Annotated in this window: 23 protein-coding genes and 1 riboswitch; of the genes, 2 read left to right on the top strand and 21 right to left on the bottom strand. The window is 52.7% G+C overall.

What is annotated here, in order from left to right:
• Positions 1-116: 116 nt before the first annotated feature.
• The 7 genes from AC3WQH_RS06280 to AC3WQH_RS06250 form a co-directional block, all read right to left on the bottom strand.
• The gene (locus AC3WQH_RS06280) at positions 117-1133 is read right to left on the bottom strand and encodes a hypothetical protein (RefSeq protein ID WP_242507393.1); all 1017 of its coding nucleotides are present in this window, start codon (positions 1131-1133) and stop codon (positions 117-119) included.
• Between the two features lie 292 nt (positions 1134-1425).
• Complete coding sequence (locus tag AC3WQH_RS06275) at positions 1426-1647, bottom strand: helix-turn-helix domain-containing protein (RefSeq protein ID WP_003387736.1); 222 nt, start codon at positions 1645-1647, stop codon at positions 1426-1428.
• A 468-nt stretch (positions 1648-2115) separates the two neighbouring features.
• Positions 2116-3039 carry an ABC transporter permease gene (locus AC3WQH_RS06270; protein ID WP_005834904.1) on the bottom strand — a complete coding sequence of 308 codons (924 nt, stop codon included), beginning with the start codon at positions 3037-3039 and terminating at the stop codon, positions 2116-2118.
• 34 nt (positions 3040-3073) lie between these two features.
• Positions 3074-3937, bottom strand: coding sequence for an ABC transporter permease subunit (locus AC3WQH_RS06265; RefSeq protein WP_025844125.1), 864 nt, complete (start codon positions 3935-3937; stop codon positions 3074-3076).
• A 303-nt stretch (positions 3938-4240) separates the two neighbouring features.
• Entirely contained in the window at positions 4241-4699 is a 459-nt protein-coding gene (locus tag AC3WQH_RS06260; RefSeq protein ID WP_005834907.1) for a chemotaxis protein CheX, read from the bottom strand.
• Positions 4700-4778: 79 nt separating this feature from the next.
• Entirely contained in the window at positions 4779-5174 is a 396-nt protein-coding gene (locus tag AC3WQH_RS06255) for a hypothetical protein (protein WP_122952547.1), read from the bottom strand.
• A gap of 66 nt (positions 5175-5240) precedes the next feature.
• Positions 5241-9005 (bottom strand): S8 family serine peptidase, encoded by a 3765-nt coding sequence (locus tag AC3WQH_RS06250; protein WP_429782467.1) that lies wholly within the window; start codon positions 9003-9005, stop codon positions 5241-5243.
• Between the two features lie 179 nt (positions 9006-9184).
• Here AC3WQH_RS06250 and AC3WQH_RS06245 point away from each other — a divergent pair, with 179 nt between their 5' ends.
• Entirely contained in the window at positions 9185-9646 is a 462-nt protein-coding gene (locus tag AC3WQH_RS06245; protein WP_005834913.1) for a MarR family winged helix-turn-helix transcriptional regulator, read from the top strand.
• 32 nt (positions 9647-9678) lie between these two features.
• Here the strand turns inward: AC3WQH_RS06245 and sdhB are convergent, their stop codons facing one another.
• Genes sdhB through AC3WQH_RS06230 form a run of 3 tightly spaced genes read right to left on the bottom strand, consistent with a single transcriptional unit; the run spans position 9679 to position 12834 of the window.
• Positions 9679-10428, bottom strand: a complete 750-nt coding sequence (gene sdhB, locus AC3WQH_RS06240) for a succinate dehydrogenase iron-sulfur subunit (protein WP_005834915.1) — start codon at positions 10426-10428, stop codon at positions 9679-9681.
• Positions 10429-10446: 18 nt separating this feature from the next.
• Positions 10447-12204, bottom strand: a complete 1758-nt coding sequence (sdhA, locus tag AC3WQH_RS06235; protein ID WP_005834917.1) for a succinate dehydrogenase flavoprotein subunit — start codon at positions 12202-12204, stop codon at positions 10447-10449.
• A gap of 18 nt (positions 12205-12222) precedes the next feature.
• The gene (locus AC3WQH_RS06230) at positions 12223-12834 is read right to left on the bottom strand and encodes a succinate dehydrogenase cytochrome b558 subunit (protein ID WP_005834920.1); all 612 of its coding nucleotides are present in this window, start codon (positions 12832-12834) and stop codon (positions 12223-12225) included.
• 325 nt (positions 12835-13159) lie between these two features.
• On the opposite strand from AC3WQH_RS06230, the gene AC3WQH_RS06225 reads away from it, so the two are divergent.
• Positions 13160-13612 carry a DUF2507 domain-containing protein gene (locus AC3WQH_RS06225; protein ID WP_005834922.1) on the top strand — a complete coding sequence of 151 codons (453 nt, stop codon included), beginning with the start codon at positions 13160-13162 and terminating at the stop codon, positions 13610-13612.
• Positions 13613-13739: 127 nt separating this feature from the next.
• Here the strand turns inward: AC3WQH_RS06225 and AC3WQH_RS06220 are convergent, their stop codons facing one another.
• The 11 genes from AC3WQH_RS06220 to AC3WQH_RS06170 form a co-directional block, all read right to left on the bottom strand.
• A complete protein-coding gene (locus AC3WQH_RS06220; protein WP_005834924.1) occupies positions 13740-14981 on the bottom strand; it encodes an aspartate kinase in 1242 nt (413 codons plus the stop codon).
• 244 nt (positions 14982-15225) lie between these two features.
• Positions 15226-15412, bottom strand: a riboswitch (Lysine riboswitch).
• An 86-nt stretch (positions 15413-15498) separates the two neighbouring features.
• Positions 15499-17280 carry an excinuclease ABC subunit UvrC gene (uvrC, locus tag AC3WQH_RS06215; RefSeq protein WP_492331947.1) on the bottom strand — a complete coding sequence of 594 codons (1782 nt, stop codon included), beginning with the start codon at positions 17278-17280 and terminating at the stop codon, positions 15499-15501.
• 36 nt (positions 17281-17316) lie between these two features.
• Entirely contained in the window at positions 17317-17568 is a 252-nt protein-coding gene (locus AC3WQH_RS06210) for a DUF2164 domain-containing protein (RefSeq protein ID WP_005834928.1), read from the bottom strand.
• 132 nt (positions 17569-17700) lie between these two features.
• A complete protein-coding gene (locus tag AC3WQH_RS06205) occupies positions 17701-18414 on the bottom strand; it encodes an ABC transporter ATP-binding protein (protein ID WP_026557764.1) in 714 nt (237 codons plus the stop codon).
• A 1-nt stretch (position 18415) separates the two neighbouring features.
• Complete coding sequence (locus tag AC3WQH_RS06200; protein ID WP_026557763.1) at positions 18416-19177, bottom strand: ABC transporter ATP-binding protein; 762 nt, start codon at positions 19175-19177, stop codon at positions 18416-18418.
• Between the two features lies 1 nt (position 19178).
• The gene (locus AC3WQH_RS06195) at positions 19179-20135 is read right to left on the bottom strand and encodes a branched-chain amino acid ABC transporter permease (RefSeq protein ID WP_035316637.1); all 957 of its coding nucleotides are present in this window, start codon (positions 20133-20135) and stop codon (positions 19179-19181) included.
• A gap of 5 nt (positions 20136-20140) precedes the next feature.
• Positions 20141-21007 carry a branched-chain amino acid ABC transporter permease gene (locus tag AC3WQH_RS06190; protein ID WP_007776691.1) on the bottom strand — a complete coding sequence of 289 codons (867 nt, stop codon included), beginning with the start codon at positions 21005-21007 and terminating at the stop codon, positions 20141-20143.
• A 159-nt stretch (positions 21008-21166) separates the two neighbouring features.
• Positions 21167-22363: an ABC transporter substrate-binding protein gene (locus AC3WQH_RS06185; protein WP_005834938.1), complete on the bottom strand. Its 1197-nt coding sequence runs from the start codon at positions 22361-22363 to the stop codon at positions 21167-21169.
• A 257-nt stretch (positions 22364-22620) separates the two neighbouring features.
• On the bottom strand, positions 22621-22938 hold the full coding sequence (gene trxA, locus AC3WQH_RS06180; protein ID WP_005834940.1) for a thioredoxin: 318 nt from the start codon (positions 22936-22938) through the stop codon (positions 22621-22623).
• Between the two features lie 159 nt (positions 22939-23097).
• Complete coding sequence (locus AC3WQH_RS06175) at positions 23098-23490, bottom strand: hypothetical protein (protein WP_492331946.1); 393 nt, start codon at positions 23488-23490, stop codon at positions 23098-23100.
• A gap of 122 nt (positions 23491-23612) precedes the next feature.
• Complete coding sequence (locus AC3WQH_RS06170) at positions 23613-24572, bottom strand: electron transfer flavoprotein subunit alpha/FixB family protein (RefSeq protein ID WP_005829227.1); 960 nt, start codon at positions 24570-24572, stop codon at positions 23613-23615.
• Position 24573: the final 1 nt, after the last annotated feature.

Raw genomic sequence — 24573 nt, 5'->3', positions numbered from 1 at the left:
TAGCACTTGAAAGAATAAAGCGGTGGCGAAGAAGACGGTGTTCTGGTCGAGCGTGATGATACTCTTTTTCCGACAGAGAGGACGTAAGTCTCGACATGGGGAATCCATTAATTTATTTATTTTAAACCAATCCATGGAAAGAAATGATGTCCTTCGATTTGCTCCCAAGAACCATTAATCTTCTTCTTTAAATGCCAATGAGGAAGATTGGCAGGCCTATTGTTCCCTCTTGAATCTATGTAATGAGGGGTGTGCTTTACATTTTTATAATTGGGTTGATCGACAATTTTTTCAGCATAATCTTCACGGACGCTAAACGTGTCTTTTTCCTGACGAGCCAACAGTTTAGCTTCACTAAGAGTTAATGGATCCCCAACAATCACTCCACCCAGCCGATTTAAAAAAGCTCTAAAATGCTTCACTTTATTTCTTTTAATTTCGTATGTAACTGTTTCGCTAATCGACAGACTTTCTGTAACGATTTTAATAAATGACCTGCCTTCGTTATTCCCAATATCTTGAGCAAGTCTATCTTTTCTTGCAACATAGTCACTCAAATAATCGCTGACAATGATGGCTCCCGTAACAAGAGCAACAAAATCCCCTACCGGAAGTGGACCATCAATCGCAGCAATCACTCCCAATGCAGCCAAGCGCGCTGCCAACTGTCTTTCTGTCATACGAATCCCGGCATTTTTCAATACAGTTAGCGCTTCACTCGTTGCCATACTCCTAAGAGATACTTGTTTGGAAGACTCATCTTCTGGAAACTCGTTATGAATCTGGTAGTAATCATAATATTCTTGAGCAAGTGTATCTATGCGCTCGAAATCTCTCTGTAGTGCTTCTGGATCTACTTCTTCCATATATCTCATTGCATCACTCTGATTCGTCGTATCAGGAACTTGATATTTATCAACAATTGATGCTACTTCTGCAAATAAGTACTCCTCATTTTCTTCCATATATTTGGTTAATTCATTATTCATTTCTCTTGCTTGTTCTGTCTCGGTTTCAGCCATTATTTCCATGAAATGCTCAATCTCGCTACGTTGAATATAGCCATCGTCTTCCTCAGTAGTGCTGGCGTAAACACCATTGGCATTTACAAAGAGAAGCCCCAAAATTAACAATACTGTTAACCACCGCTGATTTTTCAGCATAATAACTTGTTGATACTACTATCCCAGTAGCTCAACATTTCACTCCCTCCATCTTTAATTGGAAACTTTGGTTTTTGTTACCATTTATACTTATACCATACTTTCAATCTGCTTGTAAACAATTTTATAGATAAAATTTCCTATAATTCCATACTTTAAGCAAAGAACAATATTATGTATTGCCTATCTCCCCCGCTCCCCCAAAATAAAAAAACCCTCCCTTCCGACCATGGGAAGAAAAGGGAGGCTGGGTGGACTGGGTTCAAATCTCTAGTTCACCAAGTCGAACGAGTTCGACTACTGCCTGAGATCGACCTTTGACACCTAATTTTTGCATGACATTACTGATGTGATTGCGCACAGTCTTTTCGCTGATGAAGAGTTGTCCGGCAATCTCTTTGGTTGTCTTATCTTGGACCAAGAGTTCAAACACTTCTCTTTCGCGATTCGTTAACAACGGCTTGGTTTGGTCGCTACCCTTCAATCGTGCCACCCCTCCTTGTGGGCTCTACAGGAACAAGGTTGAGGGATTACAGAGTCACCTTATCCTATGATGGGGGGTGGGTGATGGTGCCGGAATTTCAAGGATTTTAGGCTTTTGCCTTACATCCTATTCAGAAAATGGGCAATGGGTTCCGAAACACCACACAAGAAACATTTTTGGCTTTGCCGCCGTGGCGAAAAAATTTTGTTGAGTCGACGGGCTGCCTGGCGTCTCTTTGGCCAAACAGGCTTCGTAATGCCCGCTTGGGGAGGCTGGCGTCGGAACCCAAAGGCCAACACCGCCCCCGACACTTCAGTCTATTCAAGTAGCGCGCTTGCTGCTCCCTTCTTTCCGGTTCCTTTTTCCAGCTTCTTTGCATGCTTGGTTCCCTTCCCTTGGAGCAAACGCCGCAAGCAAAAAGCCCCGATCCATTCAAGAGCGGGGCTGCATGCGCTAAGCTTCCATCCTTTAAATAAACGGCGTCCGATGATACGTCTGCTCAAACTTCTCACGCAGTCCCTTTGCCAGCAGCGTAAACGAGCCGACCGCGATCACGAAGGCAACCAGCGGCGTGAGGAAAATCCAGGTGTAATTGCTGTACACGAAGCCCCGGTACGAACCGAGCAGCCCTGCCCACTCGTGCGTGATCGAGTGGAAAAGAACCGGGTCCATCGTCATTTTTGTCCCGCCCACGAAAAGGTCGAACATCCCGAGAAGCCCCATCAAGGTCATGATCGCGACCATTTCCGTGACCAATATAATGATGATCTGCTCCTTCAGATGCGGCAAGATATGCCGGAAAATGATCTGCTCGCGGCCCGCCCCGAGCGAGACGGCAGCCAGGACGTACTGCGACTCCTTGATCTGCTCCGTCTTTTGCCGGATCGAGGAAGCAACAGAGGGCGCTCCCAGCACGCCGACGACCACGATGAAAAACAACACAAGCGTGGATGTCGGCATCAGCGGGTTGATGCTGATCCCTTTCAGCAAGAAATAGACAGGGATGAAGATCGGCATGTAGCTCCAGGCATTTTCAATCGCCAGCCACCAGCGCTGGGGCTTGTCCTGCACGCCAATGTACAGGCCGAGAAAAATCCCGATCAACAATCGCACGGCGGCCACTGCCAGCGTGACGAACACGGTGTAAGGCGCGCCGTGAAGCAGCAAGGTCAGCAGGTCGTACCCCCATTTATCCGTTCCCAGCCAATGCTCCGCGGATGGAGGCAGCGGCGGTGCGACAATGATCGTTTTGCCGTTGACGACCTCGTTGCGCAGCTTTTCCTGAAAGTCCAGCTCATACGGGGCGATATACGGCCCGATCACGCCGATGAGCACGAGCAGCGCCACCAGGATGCCGCCGATCCACAATGACCAGTTGAATCGTTTTTGCATAGAAAAACCTCACTCGTTCCGAATAAAAATCGCGTTATTTGTAAACGACCACCCGTTCAAACAAATACAGAACCGCGCGGATGAGCACGTAGACCAAAATCGAGAGCAAAATGATCCCGAGCAGCCCCATCACCGCCGCGTTGAACTGGTAGCCGCCATCTTTGCTGAAAATAAAGCGGGTCAGGCCGACGACGTTGAGCAGGTACTCCACGATGAACAAGTTTGCTACCGTAATCGCGATCGTCTTTTTCAAATCCGCCACGAGAAACGGCTTGATGTTTTTGTACACGTGATGGGTGAGCACGTGCCAGATGCCCATTCCTTTTGCAAGCGCTGTCTTGATGTAGTCCTCGCCGCCGATCTGCGCGTACTTGAGGCTGACTACTTTCATCAGGAAAATCGTCGGTCCGATCGCCAGAAGCGTCATCGGGAACCAGTCGTTGGCGGAGTCGCTGGTAGGCGACAGCGTGATGATGCGAATATTCGTCAGCTTGTAAAAGGCAACGGCTGCCAGAATCGACATAAAAATCAGAATAAAATCAGGAATCGTGGCAACGAGGTTCAAAACCTTTTGCAGTTGACGAACCGCACGGAAGCGCTGCAAAAACAAGCCGAATACGAGACTGGCTACGACCGCGATGCTGACGCTGGCAAACAGCAGCTTGAACGTGTTCATGGCAAACGGTACGATATCTTCTGCAATGCTTCTCTCATTTTCGCCCAAATAGTACGTGCCGAGAGAACCACTCGCGATCTGCTGGATCAAGAATACGGTGTGAACGACGATCTCTTCCGGCGCGAAGACGATTTCGTCCTTGACCGTGTATAGCATAAACGGCCCGCCGCAGACGACGATCACTAGGAAGAACATCCCAAGCAGTTGTTTCACATATGCCAAGCACTCCTACCCCCTTACTAATTCCAACAATACACCATCTAAAAAAAATCATCTATACAATCAAAAAATATTTTATGTTTTTTTATATTTCAGACAATACAACCCGCAGATGCAAATAGATTCAAAGCTGTGCGCATTAGAAAACCCGATGGCGCGAAGCCATTGCCAGACTCTTCGCAGCCAGCGGATACAAAACTTGCTTTCTCCCCCTGCTTCGAACTCTCGCTACGGTGCCCTTCTTCTGGCGAAAACCGCTCTTTCCCATTCTTACCTGCACAAAAAAAAGACGGCCGCAGCCGTCTCTTACCGAATGACGATAATTTGAATTTCCATCCGTCCCATGTCGTGCAGGTCGAGCGGAGCAGTCAAGGCTGTCCCTGTCACGTCCTTCAAATCGTGGTGCTGCACAAACAGCGGCGGCGTAATGTCGACGATCACACCGCGATTGGACAAAAGCGTACTGGCGTTGCCAGAGATCATGTTCCCCAACTCGGAAATCGCACTTTTCCCGAGCTCATCCATCTCCTGTACAGGAAAACCGCCCATCATGGCAGAGACGATGCGCAAAGCCAACTCCTCTTGCAGACCAAAAAACACGTCTCCTTGCAATTGACCTGTCATCCCGATACGAATCCAGGTGTGACCTTCCGAATTGCTCCATTCTTTTTCAGCTAATTCCCCACGCGAAATGTCTACATTGCACACTTGTTGAATCACGGAGGAGGCTGATTCAAGAAACGGATCTAGGTATTGGACTATCATTTGCGATCTCTTCCTTTCCCGGGCAATTATCTCTGCTATAGGACTATCATAATGTCGATATTTGGCAGATGCAAGACTATCACAAAAACTTTATAGGCAAAAGGTCACTTGTTCTGCGAATTTTCGGAAACCAATCCTCTACTTTGGTATCATTCCTTTTGGTATAAATGGCCGAGCACGTGCGCAAATCGAGCACTTCTACCCCGACCTCATGCCTGCTTAGCTGCCACATCGGCAAACTGAGCCGCTCAAACGCAAACACCGTATCGCCAAACGCCAAGCATTCCCTGATGCACCGCTCGTCCGGATAGCTCTCATCGGATTCGAGCAGATGGACAGGCTCCAGGCCAAACTGCTGAAGCAGGTGCAGCCGATCCATGCACTGCTCCTTGCCGTGTTTCCCGGCAATTCTTCTCGGCGACAGCAGCGGAAACTCTCTCGTAACATATTCCCACTTTATCCCGTGGTAAAACATCGAATTTGCTTCCCCCCAAAGGAGCAGGCCCGGCTCTAGCGATTATCCGCTGTTGCCGGGCCATCCCTATTGCTTCTTTTTCCCGATCACATTCATCTCGGCACGAGCTTCCCGCCCCAGCGAATCAGTCGCGACAACCGTCAGTTTTTGCTTGCCTTCCTCAATCCGGTCCAGCACCAGGCGAAACCCTCCCCGGTCGTTGACGTCGACAGGCACATGATGATCGCCGTACGTAATTCGCAAGCTGACCGGCCCGGCTCCCGTCACCTTGCCCTCAATCGGCAGGAGCTCGCCTTCCTGGCCTTCCACCTGATTGTTCATCAGCTTGATCGTGGGAGCCGCGATCGTCCTCGCCCGGTAGTTCAACCGCTGTTCCCCCTGGCTGAGCACGACCGTGCCTGCGCTCGCATCTACGTACGCGTACAATAGCAGCGTGCTCTGGTTGCCTGCTCCATCTTTTCCTTCGATCAAGACGCGGTTTTCTCCTTGTTTCATCGGCAAAATGTGCGTCAAATTTTTATGCACAGGAATTTCCAACTGGTCTTCCTCGAAGTTGGCGACGATCTGGCCGTTGACGCTGGCCTGTCCTTTGTACGTCTGGTCGCGGTACAGGAAGCGGATCGGCAGCAGCATCGTTTTCGTCGCTGGATCAAACTGAATGTCTTCGGTCCCGTCGTTTTGGAGCTGGAGCATCGGCGGGCTTGTGTCGACGATGACCCGTTGCGTAAACTGCCGCGTGTTGCCGTACATGTCGGCAGTACTGTACACGACGTAGTTCAGCCCTTCCTGCAGCCGGAGAATCGTCTCGAACGAACCGTCTGCCTCCAGCTTGACAGGCGTTTTGTTGATCGAGAGCCGGACCCGATCCAGCAGCTCCTCGCCTGTGACCTTCCCGCGCAAGGCGACATCCGGCTGTTTGGATATTTTCAGATAGCTGAACAGATCGTCGGGAAATTCCACGAACGGCGGGACGGTGTCGCTTTTCCCGTTAATGTTTGCTACGCTGATGTTTCCGGCGTAATCGAAGGCGACTACGCTTATTTTTTTCTCCGGCTGATTGATGATCGTGCTGGTGATTTTCGGCGAATACGGGCCGCCTACTTTTTTCCCGTTGACGTAGAGCAGATAGCCTTGCACGTCTTTGTCGCGGCTGCTCCACTGCACCTTGTTTCCGGACAGAGAAGCGTTGAGGACTGGCGGCTTCGTGTCGACCCGGATCGGCAGCGTCATCGTTTGCCAATTGGCATCGCGGCCGTCGATTTTCGCCTTGATTAAAAACTGGTACGCTCCATCCGGCGCTTGCACATAGCTGCCTTTTTGCGGCGAAAAAATTTTGCCATCCCAGCTCCACGCCTCGCGCTCGGTGTAGTAATAAGGCGTTCCCAGCTTGGACTGGTCGTACTTGCTGACTTTTTCATCCCGCACCAGCGCGCGTATCGGCTTGCCGGACTGATCCGTTACTTCCACGACCACTTGCCGGGCGTTGCGCAAAAACGTAATCGAAGGAGCCGCGATGTCGTAATGGCCGTCTCCGTTGGGAGAAAACGCAATCTGGCCTGGATCAATCTGTACGGTTCCGTCCTCTTTGACCCCGGTCACGCCCAAATAATCGCGGTAGCGCCATTTGTCGTTGCGCTTGTCGTGGTACCAGCTCGTCTTGACGCCCGTCCGCTTTTCCTGACTGCCAGCCTCCCATACAGGCTGGTCCATAATGCGCGGCTCGTCCCAGTCGCCGAAAAAGCCGAAGTAAGGGACGCGCAAGGCAGGCAGCGACTTGTCATCCGGCGCAAAGGAGATAAAGCCTTCGGCAAACTGGTTGCGGGCTGCTCCCTGCGGGATGGCGAGCGTCACCTTGACCTCGGCGCGCTTGCCAGGCTCCACGGTTACCTTCGGAGCGGAAAAGCGGAGTTGCGCCCCTTCCAGCGCGGTTGCCGTCAGCATGTTCAAGCCGTCCTTGCGCAAGTCGGTCATGACGCCGAACTCGTCGTGGAGCTGGTACGTTATCGGCTTTTTCCCGAACTTGTTATCGACAAACAAGGAAAACGTTGTCGTGTTCCCGATCTCTCCCAGCGAGACGCCAGCCTTGCCTTTGGCATCGACCACCACGGCAGGCGTCTGGATCGCTTTGGCGATTTGCATCAAGCCTGCTCCTTGAACGCGCGGGCTGTACGGATATTTTTTCACTTTGGCCTTGTCGGAAGCAGCCACGCTCACCCGCGGGTCCAAAATCGGCTCGGCTGTGTTCATCGCCGCTGCCTTCAACGTTTCGACCAAGGCCCGGCCTTGCAAGTTGCGCCCCTGCTTTTGGTAGGCTTGCTTGAGCAGCGCCATCCCGCCTGCTACGTGTGGCGTCGCCATGGACGTTCCGCTTTTGACTGCGTACTCCGAATCGCGGACGAGCGACAAAATCCCTCCGCCCGGCGCCGAAATTTCCGGCTTGAACTGCAGGTCAGGAGTCGGTCCCCAGGAGGAAAAGCCGGAAATCGTTCCGCCGTCCGGATAAGGCATCGGGTTTTGCGCGTACTCGCCATTGAAGGCGACCGTCACTTTTTTCCCTTTTTTCACCGCCTGCGCCAACTGCTCGCCCATCTGCTTCAGCACCGCCACCGCCGGAATTTGCTTCAAATGCTCCGCGCTGATGATGAGCGGCCCGGGTTCGTTGTTGTAAATAATCGCGCCGACGGCACCCGCTTCTTTGGCAAGGCGGAGCTTTTCATCAAAAGAAGTATCCCCCCGCTCCAAGAGCACGATTTTTTCCTTGACCGATACGTTGTAGTCTTCTTTTTTCCCTTTTCCCATGTAAACGAGCGGATACGGCTTCACCAGAGAAGCTATCGGATTGAGCGCCGCCCCGCTCTCCACGTGCCCAGGCAAGTAGACGACGCGTTCCAGCCCTGGCACTCCCTGGACGCTGAAGCTGTTGCCCGCAAGCGTCGTCGCGTTGACGGATGCGACGGAAAACGCATCAGGGCTGAGCCCGGGGGAGCCGATCATGGCCACGTCCGGATTTTGCGCCCGCACCTTGTCGCTGCCGAAGTACGAGTCGTTCCCCGCTGCCGCCACGACGATGACGCCGTTGTCCACCGCCTTTTTCACGGCCATTTGCTCGACGTTCGACTCGTCCACATAACCGGCGGAGGAGCCGAGGCTGAGGTTGATGACATCGGCTTTTTTGGCGATCGAATCGTTAATCGCAAACAAGATCGACTCGCTCAAGCCTGGCACTTCCCCCTGGTAGTTGGAAAATACTTTTTGGCTCATGATTTGCGATTCCGGCGCGACTCCTTTGACTTTGCCGTTGGCGGCAATGATCCCGGCGACATGGATGCCGTGCTGCGATTCGGCTACGTCCTCGGTCGTCTGATTGCGGTCTGCCCAGTTGAAGCCCGGAATTACTTTTTGCGGCGAGCCTGACTTCTGCACAGCCAGCCGCTTGTCGTGCGGCGGTGGCAAATCAGGATGCCGCGGGTTTACGCCTGTATCAATGACCGAGATGAGCATTCCTTCTCCTTTAACCCCTGCCTCCCGCCAGGCGCGGTTCGCTTCGATCATCTCCAGCGTAGAGGCTTGTGCGCTGACAGCCTGTTCGCCCAGGACGACATGCTCGGAACGCTGCCACTCGTTGGCCCGCTCGGCGCGGACATGATTTCCGGCCTCGCCCGGCGCGTGGCTTGTATGTGATTGCTCCTTCATTTCCGCCAAATCGTGCATGACCACACTGCGCAAGCTGATGGCGTCGCCGTATGCAAAGACATCCGCGCGTGTATGGCCCACTGTCGTTACGGGAAGCAAAACCAACACTAACCCTAAGCTCATCACCTGTTTTTTCATCGTTTGCCCCCTTGTTGGAAGTACACCCATTATGTATCAGTTTTCACTGGGAGCCGCTCGGGTATTCTCGTCTTTTGCCCTAAGGTTGACAAAACAGGTGAATCAGCCTATATTTAATACCGTTAAATATTTCCTGTCCGAAATGTATTGTTATTAAGCTGCAAGGAGCTGAAACCAGCATGTCCTCCCCTTCCCCCGAGTCCATTGACCGCCTGCAAGAAGCTTTTCGCACCATCATGCGCACGTTGGGGACGCATATGGCCGAGCCTGTTCCCGGATTGACAGGTCCGCAATTTTACATCCTTCATCAATTGGAGCAACGCCAAAGATGTACCGTCGGCGAACTGGCCGATTCGATGATGGTCAAGCCCAGCGCGATTACCGCGATGATCGACCGGCTGGACAAGCACGGCTACGTCAGCCGGGAGCGCGATGAGGAAGATCGGCGCGTCGTCCATATCAGTCTGCTGGAAGCCGGAAAACACATTTTGGCCCAGGCGAAGCAGACGCGGCTGGAAACGCTCCGGCAACTGTTTTCCCACCTCACCGAAGAAGAGTGGGAGCAGTTCGTTCGCATGTTCGAAAAACTGGCAGTCGCCGCTGTCGCTGACGCAAGAAAAAAAGGCGTGCATTCCGGTTAAACCGGCGCACGCCTTTTTCTTTTGCCAAACGATTAGGAGAAGAAGAATTTCTTCACCGCATGTTTGGTCGTTTCTTTGTTCATGTGAGCAATCGAGGTCGTGAGCGGGATGCCTTTTGGACAAGCTTGCACGCAGTTTTGCGAGTTACCGCAATCGCCGATACCGCCGTCTTCCATCAGAGCTTCCAGACGCTCATGCTTGTTCATCATACCAGTTGGATGCTGGTTGAACAGGCGAACCTGGGAAATCGCAAACGGTCCAATGAACTCGGACTTCGCGTTCACGTTCGGGCAAGCCTCCAAGCATACCCCGCACGTCATGCACTTGGACAGCTCGTACGCCCATTGACGCTCTACTTCCGGCATGCGCGGACCTGGTCCCAGATCATGCGTACCATCGATTGGAATCCATGCTTTTACACGTTTCAACGCATCGAACATGCGGCTACGGTCAATCGACAAGTCGCGTTGTACAGGGAACGTGCTCATTGGCTCCAGACGAATTGGCTGTTCCAGTTTATCGATCAGCGCCGAGCAAGCCTGGCGCGGTCTTCCGTTGATGACCATCGAGCACGCGCCGCATACTTCTTCCAAGCAGTTCGATTCCCAGTTGACCGGAGAAGTTTTTTGGCCTTGCGCGTTGAGCGGATTGCGTTGAATCTCCATCAGCGCACCAATGACGTTCATACCAGGACGGTACGGGATTTTGAACTCTTCCTTGTATGGAGTGCTGTCAGGGCTGTCTTGGCGAGTAATAATCAGGTGAATCAATTTTTCTGCCATGATCCGTTTCCTCCTCTCTTAATGCTTCTTGTCAGACGTATAGTCACGTTTCCGTGGCGGGATCAACGAAACATCGATGTCTTCGTAGTAGATTTCTGGCGCGGTTGTTTCCGGATTGAACTTCGCCATAGTTGTCTTCATGAAGTTCTCGTCATCACGCTCAGGGAATTCCGGTTTGTAGTGAGCGCCGCGGCTCTCGTTACGCATGAGCGCACCGATTGTGATCGCACGGGAGAGGACGAGCATGTTCCACAAGTGACGAGTGAAGGAAGCACCTGCGTTGCTCCATTTGCTTGTATCGTTGATGTTGATTTTTTTGTAGCGCTCCATCAACTCTTGAATCTTTTCATCTGTTTTTTGCAGACGGTCGTTGTAACGAACTACCGTTACGTTGTCTGTCATCCACTCACCCAGCTCCTTGTGGATCAGGTAAGCATTTTCCGTTCCGTCCATTTTCAAAATGCTGTCGTATTTCGCCTGTTCTTTGCTCGTGTAGCTGTCAAAGAGAGTAGAAGACAGATCATCCGAAGATTGATTCAAGCCTTTGATGTACTCGATCGCTTTTGGACCGGCAACCATACCGCCGTAGATCGCGGACAACAGGGAGTTTGCACCCAAACGGTTCGCGCCGTGCTGGGAGTAATCGCACTCACCCGCTGCAAACAGACCAGGGATGTTGGTCATTTGGTTGTAGTCTACCCACATTCCGCCCATGGAGTAGTGAACGGCAGGGAAAATCTTCATCGGCACTTTGCGCGGGTCATCCCCTACGAATTTTTCGTAAATCTCGATAATACCGCCCAGTTTTACATCCAGCTCTTTCGGATCTTTGTGGGACAGATCGAGGTACACCATGTTTTCGCCGTTGACGCCCAGTTTCATGTCTACGCAGACAGAGAAGATTTCGCGAGTCGCAATATCACGCGGTACCAGGTTTCCGTAGGCAGGATATTTTTCCTCCAGGAAGTACCAAGGCTTACCGTCTTTGTACGTCCATACGCGACCGCCCTCACCGCGCGCGGATTCAGACATCAGACGCAGCTTGTCGTCGCCCGGAATCGCAGTCGGGTGAATCTGGATCATCTCACCGTTGGCGTAGATTACGCCTTGCTGGTAAGCGGCAGACGCTGCTGTACCTGTGTTGATGATCGAGTTGGTCGATTTACCGAAGATGATACCAGGGCCGCCTGTTGCCAAAATAACGGCATCTGCACGGAAGGATTGAATTTCACCGGAACGCATGTTTTGCGCGGTAATCCCGCGACAGGTTCCTGTCTCGTCCAAAACGGCTCCGAGGAAATCCCAATATTCGTACTTGGTAACCAGACCTTCTGCTTCGTAGCGGCGTACTTGCTCGTCCAGCGCGTACAGCAGTTGTTGTCCGGTTGTCGCACCTGCAAACGCAGTACGGTGATGTTTTGTTCCCCCGAAACGGCGGAAGTCCAACAGACCTTCTGGTGTGCGGTTGAACATGACGCCCATCCGGTCAAGCATATAGATAATTCCAGGTGCTGCATCGCACATTGCTTTTACTGGTGGTTGGTTTGCCAAGAAGTCTCCACCGTAAACTGTATCGTCGAAGTGCTCCCATGTGGAGTCGCCTTCCCCTTTGGTATTTACCGCACCGTTGATACCGCCCTGCGCACAAACAGAGTGGGAACGTTTTACCGGAACCAGGGAGAACAACTGAACGGGAACGCCTTTTTCTGCAGCTTTGATAGTAGCCATCAAGCCGGCCAATCCACCACCGACAATGATAAGTTTACCTTTTGCCATGATTTAGTCCCCCTATCCCTACAGAATGAAAGCCGACATCGCACGCAATCCGATGAAGGTTACAACTACGAATACGACCATAGTGAAGTATGTTGCAATTCGTTGGGAACGTGGTCCAACCGTAATTCCCCAGTGAACCAGGAACGACCAGAGTCCGTTGGAGAAGTGGAAAACCGTGCTGATAATCCCGATTGTGTAGAATACGATCATTGCTGGGCTGCTGAAAATGTTTGCGACCATGTCGAAGTCAACATGTGCACCCAATGCCTTCTGAATGCGAGTTTCCCATACGTGCCAAACAATGAAAATGAGGGTAATGATACCTGTTACCCGTTGCCACAGAAACATGTGGTTTCTGAAGTAACCGAAGTTCCCTACGTTTTGTTTCGCTTGGAACGCGATGTAGAGACCGTAAACAGCGTGAAACAGGATCGGGATGTAGATGAAGACAAATTCAACTACAAGCAGAAGTGGAACGTTTTCAATCAGACCTACCGTCTGGTTGAAAGCTTCTGCTCCACGGGTCGCCTGGTAGTTGGCTGTCAAGTGGAACAGCAGGAAGAGCCCGATCGGAAACAAACCAAGAAGTGAGTGCAGCTTGTGACTGAGAAAGCTATGGCCTTTCGCCATACAATGGTCCCCCTTTCAGTGTATGTAGCGCTCTTTTATGGACCTTTCTCCCATATCCTAACCCATTGCCTGACCCATTAGACATGCCAAAAAACCGTTAGCTCTCTCCACGCCTAACTTTGTCGGAATGTGTCAAAATACGAAAAAAAGTTGGGCAAAACTTTGACCAAATCCAATTGTACTCTTGTCGACACATAGCGTCAAGACAATCAGTAGACTAAATACATTGATAGAATAACTTTGTTTAGTTTCACTATTTTTTCTCTTAATCGGTCATGAAGCAAGCCTCCCTCTCATAATCTAGTACAGACAGGAGGGAAGCGAGATGAAAGATACCGATCAGTTGGCAGCCCTGTTGCCGCCCCACACGATTCCGGTGGCCGAACGCATGCACATGCCTTATCTCGGCTACCATCTGCTCCGCGAAACATTGACGAACGCCTTATTGGGAGACAGCGAAAGCCCGATATTGTACTGGCTGGGCAAAGACATCGGCCGGAAAATTCCGGTTCAGTCTTCCACGGGCCCGATTCTCCCTTTTATCCGCCTTGGGCTGGGACAGCTCGATCTCGTGGAAGAAACGGCAGACGCGATCGTCTACAAGCTCTCGCACACTATCTACAACTACCAAACGCCCGAGCGGCTCAGCCGCGCCTTGTCACTGGAAGCCGGAATCATCGCCGGCAGCATCGAGCAGTGGAAGGGCAAGGACACGTCCGCACAACTGGAGATCGAAAGCTCGTCCCGCATTCTTATCAAGGTGCGGACGCAAAAATAAACAAGCCGTTCGCCTTCGTGCGGGATACTGCCATACTTTTGTCATTGCAAAAGGCAGCGGGAACCCGCACTCGCGAATCATTCAAAAAGATGCCCCCTCTGCCAGCGGGCGAGGGAGCATTTGCTTCTTATAAGCCGTGCACGACTGCTGTTTCCGCCACATCAAGTCCGTATGCCGTATGCAGGCTGCGAACGGCAAGCTCGGTTTGGCCAGCAGGAATAACGCAGGACACTTTGATGTCCGACGTCGAAACCATTTTAATAGAAATTTCTTTTTCAGCCAAAACGCGGAACATCTCAGCGGCAACCCCCGGATTGTTCACCATGCCGGAGCCGACGATGGACACTTTGGTCAAGTTTTGCTCGAAATCGACTTTTTCGAAGCCCAGCTCCGCTTTGTTGTTTTCCAGCGTATCCAGCGCCTTTTTCAAGTCATCTGCCGCGACCGTAAACGAAATGTTCGTGACAGCGGCATCGTAGGAGCTTTGAATGATGATGTCGACGTTCACCTGGTTGTCTGCGAGTGTATTGAACAGGCGGGAAAGAGTCCCCACCTTTGCAGGCATCCCGACAACCGTAACTTTGGCGACATCTTCGTCATGCGCGACTCCACTTACTACTCTTCCTGTTTCCATGTTGGCAACCTCCTCAACGTACGTACCCTCTTCGGCAGTAAAGCTGGAGCGGACCACCAGCCGTACCTTGTATTTTTTCGCAGCCTCCACCGAACGCGGATGCAGGACGCCTGCGCCGAGATTGGCAAGCTCCAGCATTTCATCATACGAGATCGTATTCAGCTTGCTTGCTGCCGGCACCATGCGCGGGTCGGCCGTGTAAACGCCAGAAACGTCTGTAAAAATCTCGCATTTGTCAGCATTCAGGCTGGCTGCCAGCGTAACCGCCGATGTATCCGATCCACCGCGGCCGAGCGTTGTAATTTCTCCTTCGTCGCTAAGACCTTGGAACCCTGCCACAATCACGACGCGGCCTCGACCGAGCTCCGCCTGAATGCGCTGTGGATCAATTTGCTTGATCCGCGCCCGGCCGTGGATCGCTTCTGTCGTCACTCCGGCCTGCCAGCCAGTCAAAGAAATGGCATCGTAGCCTTTGGAATGCAAGGCCATCGCGAGCAATGCGATCGATACTTGCTCCCCCGTGGTCAGCAGCATATCCATTTCACGCTCGGAAGGGTAGGCGCTGATCTGTTTGGCCATATCTACCAGGACGTCGGTAGATTTGCCCATCGCAGACACGACGACTACCAGGTCATGCCCTTCTTCTTTGTAGCTGATAATTCGGTCCGCAACTCGTAAAATTCGCTCAATAGTCCCTACAGAGGTGCCTCCGTATTTCTGCACGATCAACCCCATGCGGCTTCTCTCCCTTTTCTCATATCCAATGTTTGTAGAATGTATCGTTTTCTCTCGTTTTATTAGCTTGTTTTCGCTTACTCGTTTATGGAAAATTTTACCTGTCACTTTATAAAAAAGGCACCGACAAGGAATAAGTACCTGCCGCTGCCTACTGTTTCGACATACCGGTTCCTCCCTCCCAATACACGCGGACAATGCAGCACATGACAGGACAACACCTATCACCGCTCACATTGACACACCGTGAGATAGCACTCCATCTGACGCCGGTTAAGAGCCAGATGACAGTCCTGCACTTGTTCAATGCAGACCCAGCATGGAGAACTACGGGTTTTCCTCCACACTTCGGCGAATTCCCCTTTCCCGCTCCCTTCACAGATACCCGATCTCAGGGTGGTACTCTTGGTTTTCGCGCCTCTACCTCACTTCATAAGGGAAGTGAGGCTAACTATTCTGTTTGAAACGCATTATATCACGGGAATCCGAACGGTTCAATTGCTTTTTGAAAAAAACGTTACGATTCCAGCTTGCGCAAATGGGCGATAATCTGCTTCGCCAGCTTGTCGCCGATCCCCAACTGCCGGAAATCCTCCACCGTCGCCTCGCGCATTTTTTTCAGCGAGCCAAAATGGGTAAACAACAGCTTGCGCCGCTTTTCGCCGATGCCCGGTATTTCGTCGAGCTGGGAGGAGAGCATCGTCTTCGTCCGGGATTGTCGGTGAAACGTAATCGCAAACCGGTGCACCTCGTCCTGAATGCGCTGCAGCAAGTAAAACTCGTAGCTGTCCCGCTTCAGATTCACCGGCTCCGGCGGATCGCCGTACATCAACTGCGCGGTTTTGTGCTTTTCGTCTTTGGCCAGGCCGCAGACCGGGATGTACAGCCCCAGCTCGTTTTCCAGCACGTCCATGGCGGCGCTGATCTGCCCTTTGCCCCCGTCGATGACGATCAGATCGGGCAGCGGCTGGTTTTCCTTCAGCAAGCGCGAATACCGTCTGCGGATTACCTCGCGCATGGAGCCGTAATCGTCCGGCCCTTCGACTGTCTTGATCTTGAACTTGCGGTATTCCTTTTTGTCCGGACGGCCGTCCGTAAAGACAATCATCGCCGACACAGGCTCGGTTCCTTGGATGTTGGAGTTGTCGAACGCCTCGATCCGGTGCGGGACGCCGATCCCCAGCACATTCCCCAGGTTGTGCACCGCCTGAACGGTCCGCGCGTCGTCCTTGGACATCAGGGCGAACTTTTCCTGCAGGGCGATCCGCGCGTTTTCACAAGCCATCTGTACCAGCTCGCGCTTTTTGCTGCGCTTGGGCGTCAACACCTTGACTCCCAGCCATTCACTCAACAGCTCCGGCTCGCTTTCCTCCGGCAGCAAAATTTCTTTGGGCAGCGCGTTTTGCTTGTCGTAGTAAAACTGGGTGACGTACGACATGAAGTCCTCGCTCTCGTTTCCGTAGTAAGGGAAGGAGGTCGTCTGCCGCTCGATCATCTTGCCCTGGCGCATGTAAAAAATTTGAATGCACATCCAGCCTTTTTCCACGGCAAAGCCGATAATGTCGCGGTCAACCGTATCGGTGAACGTAATTTTCTGCTTCTCCATCACCGCTTCGATGCTCTTGATCTGATCGCGGAACTCCTTGGCCCGCTCAAACTCCATCGCCTCTGCGGCCTGGAGCATTTTTTCCGTGAGCTGCTGCTTCATCTGCTCGTGTCCGCCGTCGAGGAAGCGGCTGATCTCATCTACCAGTCGCTGGTTTTCTTCAGCCGAAACCTCGTACACACAGGGGGCGAGACATTGGCCCAAATGGTAGTACAAACATACCTGCTTGGGCATGTTGCGGCATTTGCGCAAAGGATAGAGCCGGTCGAGCAGCTTTTTCACCTCGGACGCGTCGCCTGCATTCGGGTACGGCCCGAAGTATTTCGCCTTGTCTTTCAGCACCTTGCGGGTAATTTCCAGCCGCGGCTGCGCTTCGTTCGTAATTTTGATGTATGGGTAGGTTTTGTCGTCGCGAAGCATGACGTTATAGCGCGGGTCGTGCTTTTTGATGAGGTTGCACTCCAGCAATAACGCCTCGATCGCAGACGACACCACGATATACTCAAAGTCCGCGATCTCGCTGACCAGAAGCTGCGTCTTCCCGTTATGGCTTCCGGTGAAGTACGAGCGCACGCGGTTTTTCAGCACCTTGGCTTTTCCGACGTATATAATTTCCCCGTTTGCATTTTTCATCAGGTAGCAGCCGGGCTTTTCTGGCAGCACAGCCAGCTTGTCTTTCAAGGTACGGTTCATGGCTGCACCTCCTTTTTCCTTTTAACGGCTTTCGCTTTAGCGTTTTTTCATGACGGGCTGTTCCAGGACGTACAGCTCATCCTCCAGGGCGTTCATCCGCTCCAGCAACAGCTTGCGGCTGTCCTGTACGCCCTGGTTATAGTAAAACGGCCCGAGCTCTCTGGAAAAGAAGGCGATCAGCTCTTCCGTCTCCAGGTTGCCCAGCTCCTCGCCGTGTTCTGCGTGAAAATACCGTTGCACTTGCAACACGAGATATTCCGTTTGCTCTCTCGTCAGTTTGGTTGGCATCCGCATCTGGCTTCCTTCCATGGTTTTCCTCTGATAAGAATATACGTTCTACTCCCATAGTACCACGGATCGGGCAGCAAAAAAACTGCCGCTTCGATCTGAAAGCGACAGTTTTCCTCTGACAGCCAGCTTTTAATGCTTGCGTCCGCCCAAGTACGCTTCTTTGACGCGCTCATCGTTCAACAGCGCGTCAGCCGCCCCGTCGAGAACAATCTGGCCGGCTTCCAGCACATAGCCGTAATCGGCGATTTTCAGTGCCTGCTTGACGTTTTGCTCGACGATCAGCACCGTCGTGCCTTCCGCATTAATCTGCTTGATGACTTTGAAAATGTCTGCCACCACAATCGGGGCCAGTCCCATGGACGGCTCGTCCAAAAGCAGCAGCTTGGGGCGCGACATCAAAGCTCTGGCAATCGCCAGCATTTGCTGCTGCCCGCCAGACATCGTACCGCCCAACTGGGGCAGCCGTTCTTTCAAAATCGGAAACCAGGTCATCATTTTTTCCATGTCGTCCTTGATGCCTTGGGTGTCGTTGCGTTGGAAAGCGCCCATTTCGAGGTTTTCCAGCACGGTCATTTTGCCGAGGATCGCCCGCCCTTCCGGCACGAGCGCCAGTCCGCTTTTCACGATCTGGTGCGGCTTTTTGCCGTCCATGCGCTCCCCGCAAAACGTAATGCTGCCTGCCTCCGGCTTTAGTTGGCCGGCGATCGTGCGCATCGTCGTCGTTTTGCCTGCTCCGTTGGCGCCGATGAGAGAGACGATCTTTCCTTCCGGCACTTCCAGCGTAATGCCGCGAATCGCCTTGATTTGACCGTAGGAGGTCGAAAGGTTTTGTACGTGCAGCATGCTATTCTTCCTCCTTGCCCAAGTATGCCTCGATCACATCGGGGTTGCTTTGTACCTCTTCCGGCGTTCCGTCCGCAATTTTCACGCCGAAATTGATGCAGACGACTTTCTCGCACAAGTTCATGACCAGCCCCATGTCGTGCTCGACCAGCAAGACGGTCGTGCCGTCATCGCGAATTTTGCGCACCAGTTCCATCAGCGCTTTCGTCTCTGTCTCGATCATCCCGGCAGCAGGCTCGTCCAAAAGCAATAGCTTCGGCTCGGTCGCGAGCGCCCTGGCGATTTCCAGACGGCGCTGCTGTCCGTACGCGAGCGTATCCGAGCGGACGTCTGCCACGTCGGACAGCCCGACAAACTCCAGCAATTGTTCCGCTTTTTTCGCAACCGCCTTCTCCTCGGACCGCTGGCCAGGCGTGCGCAAAAGCGAAGCCCAAAACCCCGCCTTCATCCGCGCATGGCAACCTACCTTGACGTTGTCGAATGCGCTCATGTGACCAAAGAGGCGAATATTTTGAAACGTGCGGGCAATCCCCATTTCCGTGATTTTGTTCGGCGGCATCCCGTTCAGCGTCTGTCCGGCAAAGGAAAAGGTGCCTGTCGTCGGCGCAAAAATTCCGGTGGCCATATTGAAGATCGTCGTCTTTCCGGCGCCGTTCGGGCCGATCAGGCCGACAATCTCCCCTTCGCGCACGGAAAAGGACACATCGCGCAGGGCCGTGATGCCGCCAAAGCTTTTTCCTACGTTCGCCAGTTCCAGCAACATCTCACAGTCCCCCCTTCGCCTTGCTTTTGTCTTTTTTGAACCATTTTTTGAAAGTATCGGTACCGATCAGACCGTGTGGACGGAAAGCCATCACGCCGACCATAATCAGACCGTACATGAGCATTTTGTATTCGGCCAGGCCGCGCAAAACTTCCGGCAGCGCCGTCAGCACGAGCGCGCCAAACAATGGTCCCCACACGACCTCGCTTCCCCCGATCACGGCAAAGGAGAGAATTTCCACGACTTTGTGGTAGTTGAAATCGTCCGGCGTAATCGTCGTCGTAATGTGCGCGAACAAGCCGCCGCACACGCCGGCGAGCACCGATCCGATGACGAAGGCGAGCATTTTGTAGTACGCCACTTGCAGGCCCATCGCCCGCGCCGCTGTCTCGTCCGCCTTGATCGCTTCGAACGCCCGGCCGAGCCTGGACTTGTTCAGACGCAGCGTCAAAAAGAGAATGACAGCGAACAACAACAGCATGAACAGGCACGTAGACAAAGCTTTCATTTGCATGACGGAGACGCCCAATGTCGTCGCTTTCAGCCCGATCGCTTTCTCAAAATCGTACAAATAATTGCCGATGGATTGCAGGCCGGTCAGCCCCAACGCCCCGTTCGTAATCTCCAGATTAAGCAAAATGACGCGAATGACCTCGCCAAAGCCGAGAGTGGCAATCGCCAGGTACAAGCCGTGCAGCTTCAAGGTTGGCGCGCCGATGAGCAGGGCGATCAAGCCTGCCGCCAAACCGCCGATGAGGATGGCAACAAACAGCGGCATGTCCGCCTGCTTGGTCAAAATACTCGCCGTGAAGGCGCCGATGCTCATGAATCCGGCATGCCCCAGCGAGAGCTGTCCGGTGGAGAGCGTGATGTAAATGCTGATCGCCAAGATGCTGTTCAGCAAAATAAAGGTAAACACCTGTAAGTTATACGGATTGAGAATGTCCAATGTTTGCACCTCCTTTACGCTTTGCGTCCAAATAGTCCTTCCGGCTTCAGCAACAAAATCACGATGATGAGGCCGAACGCCACGGCATCGCGATAAGACGAGTCTCCGTAGGCAACGGTAAACACCTCGATGATTCCGAGCAAAACGCCGCACACCATCGCTCCGGGAATGCTGCCGACGCCGCCCAGAATCAACACCGCCAGCCCCTTGAACCCGAGCGTCATCCCCATCGTAGGAATGAGGGCGGAATACGCCATGCCGATCAAAATGCCCGCCACACCGCCGAGAGCAGAGGCGATGATGACCGTGACGACGATCACCATGTTGGTGTTGATGCCCAAAAGGTTTGCCGTATCCGTATTTTCCGCCGTCGCCCGGATCGCTTTACCCATCTTCGTCTTTTGAATCCAGAAGTGCAGGACAAACATGAGAAGGATGGAGATTCCCAAAATGACAAGATCCACGCTGCGAATTTGAATGATGCCCAGATCAAGCGGCTGACTTCCAAACGATTGCGGGAACGCCCGCGAGTCCGCGCCAAAAAACTTGTGCATCGCTTCCTCCACCAAAATGGCAAACCCGATCGTACTGATGAGCGAAGCCAGGTGGGGAACGTTTTTCTTGCGCAGCGGCCGCAGCGCTGTGTACTCCAGCACCAGTCCGAGAGCCGCCGAGATGACCACTGCCGCGAGCAGCGCGACGCCAAGCGGCATGTTCATGCTTGTCATCAGCACGAGGCCGACGAGCGAGCCAAAAATGAAAATTTGTCCATGAGCCATATTGATGATTCCGAGCACGCCGAAAATGAGCGTGTAGCCCAGCGCAATCAAGGAATAAGTGCTACCTACTGTCAAGCCATTGACTAATTGCTGCCAAAACAACTGCCTCACCTCACTGTAAAATGGTTGCCTGCCACGCGAAAACCAGCCGTTATTCTCGCTGGATCAGCAAGCGAAAGCGCACGCCTCGTCCTTTCTGATCCAGCGAGAAAACGTCATTGCCGATGGGAAAGAAGAGCCCGGGTTGCCCCGGGCATCATCCTATTCAAACGGGACGAATTTTCCATCTTTCGCGACAACGACTACTGCGTCTCCGATCGGGTTGCGCTTCTCATCGAAGGAAAGCTTGCCGGATACACCCGTAAAGTCTTTCAACTGGGCAAGCTGTTCGCGCAACGCTTCACGCTCGGCTTTGCCTGCTGCAAGCAGAGACTGCGACATGATGTACAGCGAATCGTACGCTTGCGCTGCGAATTGGTCAGGCTTCTTGTTGTATTTGGCTTCGAACGCCTTGACAAAGGCTTGTACCTTTTCGTCCTGCTTCTCAGGGCTGAACGGAGTCGCCACAATCAACCCTTCGGCTGCCGGGCCTGCAATTTCAAAAACTTTCGGATTATTGAAACCATTTCCGCCAAGGATCGTTCCGGTGATGCCGAGCTCGCGCGCTTTTTTCACAACCATGGAGCCTTCTTTGTACAGCGCAGATACGAGCAGCGCGTCCGGGTTGCCTTGTTTCAGCTTGGTCAGTTGGGCGGAAAAGTCGACGTCTCCGTTAGCAAAAGTAGCTTCCCCGGTAATTTCCAGGCCCATTTTTTCAGCCGTAGCTTTCATGACCTTGTAGCCATTCACAGAGAAATCGTCGTTGGAAGCGTAAATGAGCGCCACTTTTTTCAGGCCGTTTTTCTCGACTGCCGCTTTCATTGCTGTCGGAATCGCAATCGATTCAGGCAGCGAGTTGCGGAAGACGTATTCGCCGATGTCGTTGATGCCCTCGGATGTGTTGGAAATACCGAAGATCGGCGTTTCCGATTCGTTCGCGACTGGTCCGGCAGCGAACATTTCGCCCGAGAGCGTCGGCCCGATGATCGCGACGACATTATCCTGATTAATCAGTTTATTTACGGCGTTGATCGCTCCGTCTTTTTCCCCCGCCGAATCCTCGAACTTAAGCTCGATCTTGAGCTTGCCTTTATTCGCTTCATTCAGCTCGCCCAATGCCAGTTCCAAGCCTGCCTTTTGCGCTTCCCCGTATGCTGCGCCAGAACCGGAGAGAAAGCTGACCACACCGATTTTAGCCGTAAATTCTTGCCCGTCTGCACTGGCTGCCGGCTGCGAATCGCTGTTCCCTGCTGCTGGCGTGCTGGAAGTTCCTCCCCCGCTTCCACATCCCGCCATCAACACTGCGCCTAACGAAATCGTTGCCAGAGATCGCCACAACTGAAACCCCTTCACCTTCATCGAAAAGCCTCCCTTAATCTTTCTAAATAGACTGAATATATGAAGTTTAATAAAAGCATTCAAAAAAGGCAAATAATTTTCTCTGAGTAAACTTAATTTTTTGACAAACGATCGCTCGGTTGGAAGCCGCAACCATTATGTACCATCACGTTGAATGCCCTTACAATTATGCTCGTCCAAAAACGGGTGCGGCAGCGTTTCGGGAATGAGAAAAGCGGCTTGTTCTCGCCGCTTTCTCATGCTGTCTGTTTGCTTGTTTACAGGTGTTTGCCTACGGTTGCCATGAGAGCTTCTTTTGGTTGGAAACCGATTACTTTATCGACAGGCTGGCCATCCTTGAAGACGATCAAGGTCGGGATGGACATAACGCCAAAACGGCCTGCAGAATCCGGATTGTCGTCAACGTTTACTTTGACGATTTTGAGCTTGGAGCCGACTTCGCCGTCGATTTGCTCCAGCACAGGAGCGATCATTTTGCAAGGGCCGCACCAAGGAGCCCAGAAGTCAACCAGGACCGTACCGCCTTGCTCTACTTCCTGGGAAAAGGTGTTGTCAGTTGCATTTACAATTGCCATGGAAAGTTACCTCCTCGAAAAGTCAATTACTAAAAAAGGGTCAAATGCTACTTCAGTATATCATCCAAAAACAAAAATGACTATGGCGCCCCGCACTTTGTGCGCACTTCACGCTATAGTCTATCCAGTCGCTTCTTCCCTTATCGGTTGCTTTTTGCTTTATTGCCCTACTTGCTTGATGCGATTGATTTCCCGCTCATGATCGCTCACCTTTTTGTGCAGCAGGTCGATATCGGCCTCGATCAGCTTGTCTTGGCGCTCCAAACGCTCCAGCCGCTGAATCGCGTCGTCGCGGAAGTCGTACATCTCTTCACGAAATGCGTACATCTCTTCACGAAACGCGTACATCTCTTCACGAAACGCGTACATCTCTTCACGAAACGCGTACATCTCGTCGCGAAACGCGTACATTTCCGCCCTGAACTCGTACATCTCTGCCTTGAACTCGTACATCTCTGCCTTGAACTCCCGCAGCTCCTGCTGAACCTCTTTGACGATCCGGTTGTTCTCCCCCACCATGTGAATCAGTTGTTGCAACAGCTCTTCACTCATGCCGCTCACCTCTCCTTGGGTTTATTATAACAAGCAAGAACAGTGTAACGTAAGGGCTTGAGACAAAAAAAGCGTCCCCTCTTGCGGGACGCTTCTTGACATTTTCAACGGCCTGCTCAGCCTTAGACCAACACTTTTTTGAACTCGGCAGTAAGCAGTGGCAACACTTCGAACAGATCGCCTACGATGCCGTAATCCGCCACCTGGAAGATCGGCGCTTCCGGGTCTTTGTTAATCGCGACGATCACCTTGGAGCTGGACATGCCCGCCAAGTGCTGGATCGCCCCGGAAATGCCGCACGCAATGTACAGGTCAGGCGTTACGACTTTTCCCGTCTGCCCGATTTGCATCGAGTAGTCGCAGTAGTCGGCGTCGCACGCGCCACGGGACGCGCCTACAGCCGCACCGAGCACGTCTGCCAGCTCATACAGCGGCTGGAAGCCTTCCGCGCTCTTCACGCCGCGGCCGCCGGAGATGACGACTTTCGCTTCGGACAAGTCCACTTTGCCGCTTGTTTTGCGCACGACTTCTTTGACAATCGTGCGCAAGTCTTTGATTTCCAGGTCAACCGGAACGACAATCGCCTTTTTCGCAGCGTCCGGCGTGCCGATAGCGATATTGTTTGGACGGATGGTGATGAAAATTTTCCCGTCTACGAATTTGCGTTGTTGGAAAGCTTTGCCCGCATAAATCGGACGAACGAACACAGGACCCGCTTCGATGCTCGTCACATCGGAGACCAGGCCGTAGCCGAGCTTCGCCGCCACCCGCGGCGCGACGTCGCGGCCGATTGCCGTATGCCCCAAAATAACGGCATCAGGAGAGGCCAGCTCGATCAACTGCACAAGTGCTTGTGTATAGGCGTCAGGCGTGTACTGGGCGAGTGCCTCGTGATCCGCCGTGTAAACCGTGCTTGCTCCATGCTGTGCCAATACTGGCGCATGCGCTGCCGCGTCTGCCCCGAATACTCCCGCGACGATTTCGCCACCCTCGGCCAATGCTTGTGCTGCAGCCAACGCTTCCAGCGACACGTTGCGAAGTTGTCCGTCACGTACTTCTGTGAGTACAAGTACTTTTTTCATG

The sequence above is a fragment of the Brevibacillus sp. FW301-21C12A genome, assembly GCF_058788915.1.
This window is presented reverse-complemented; position numbering and strand designations above follow the sequence as displayed.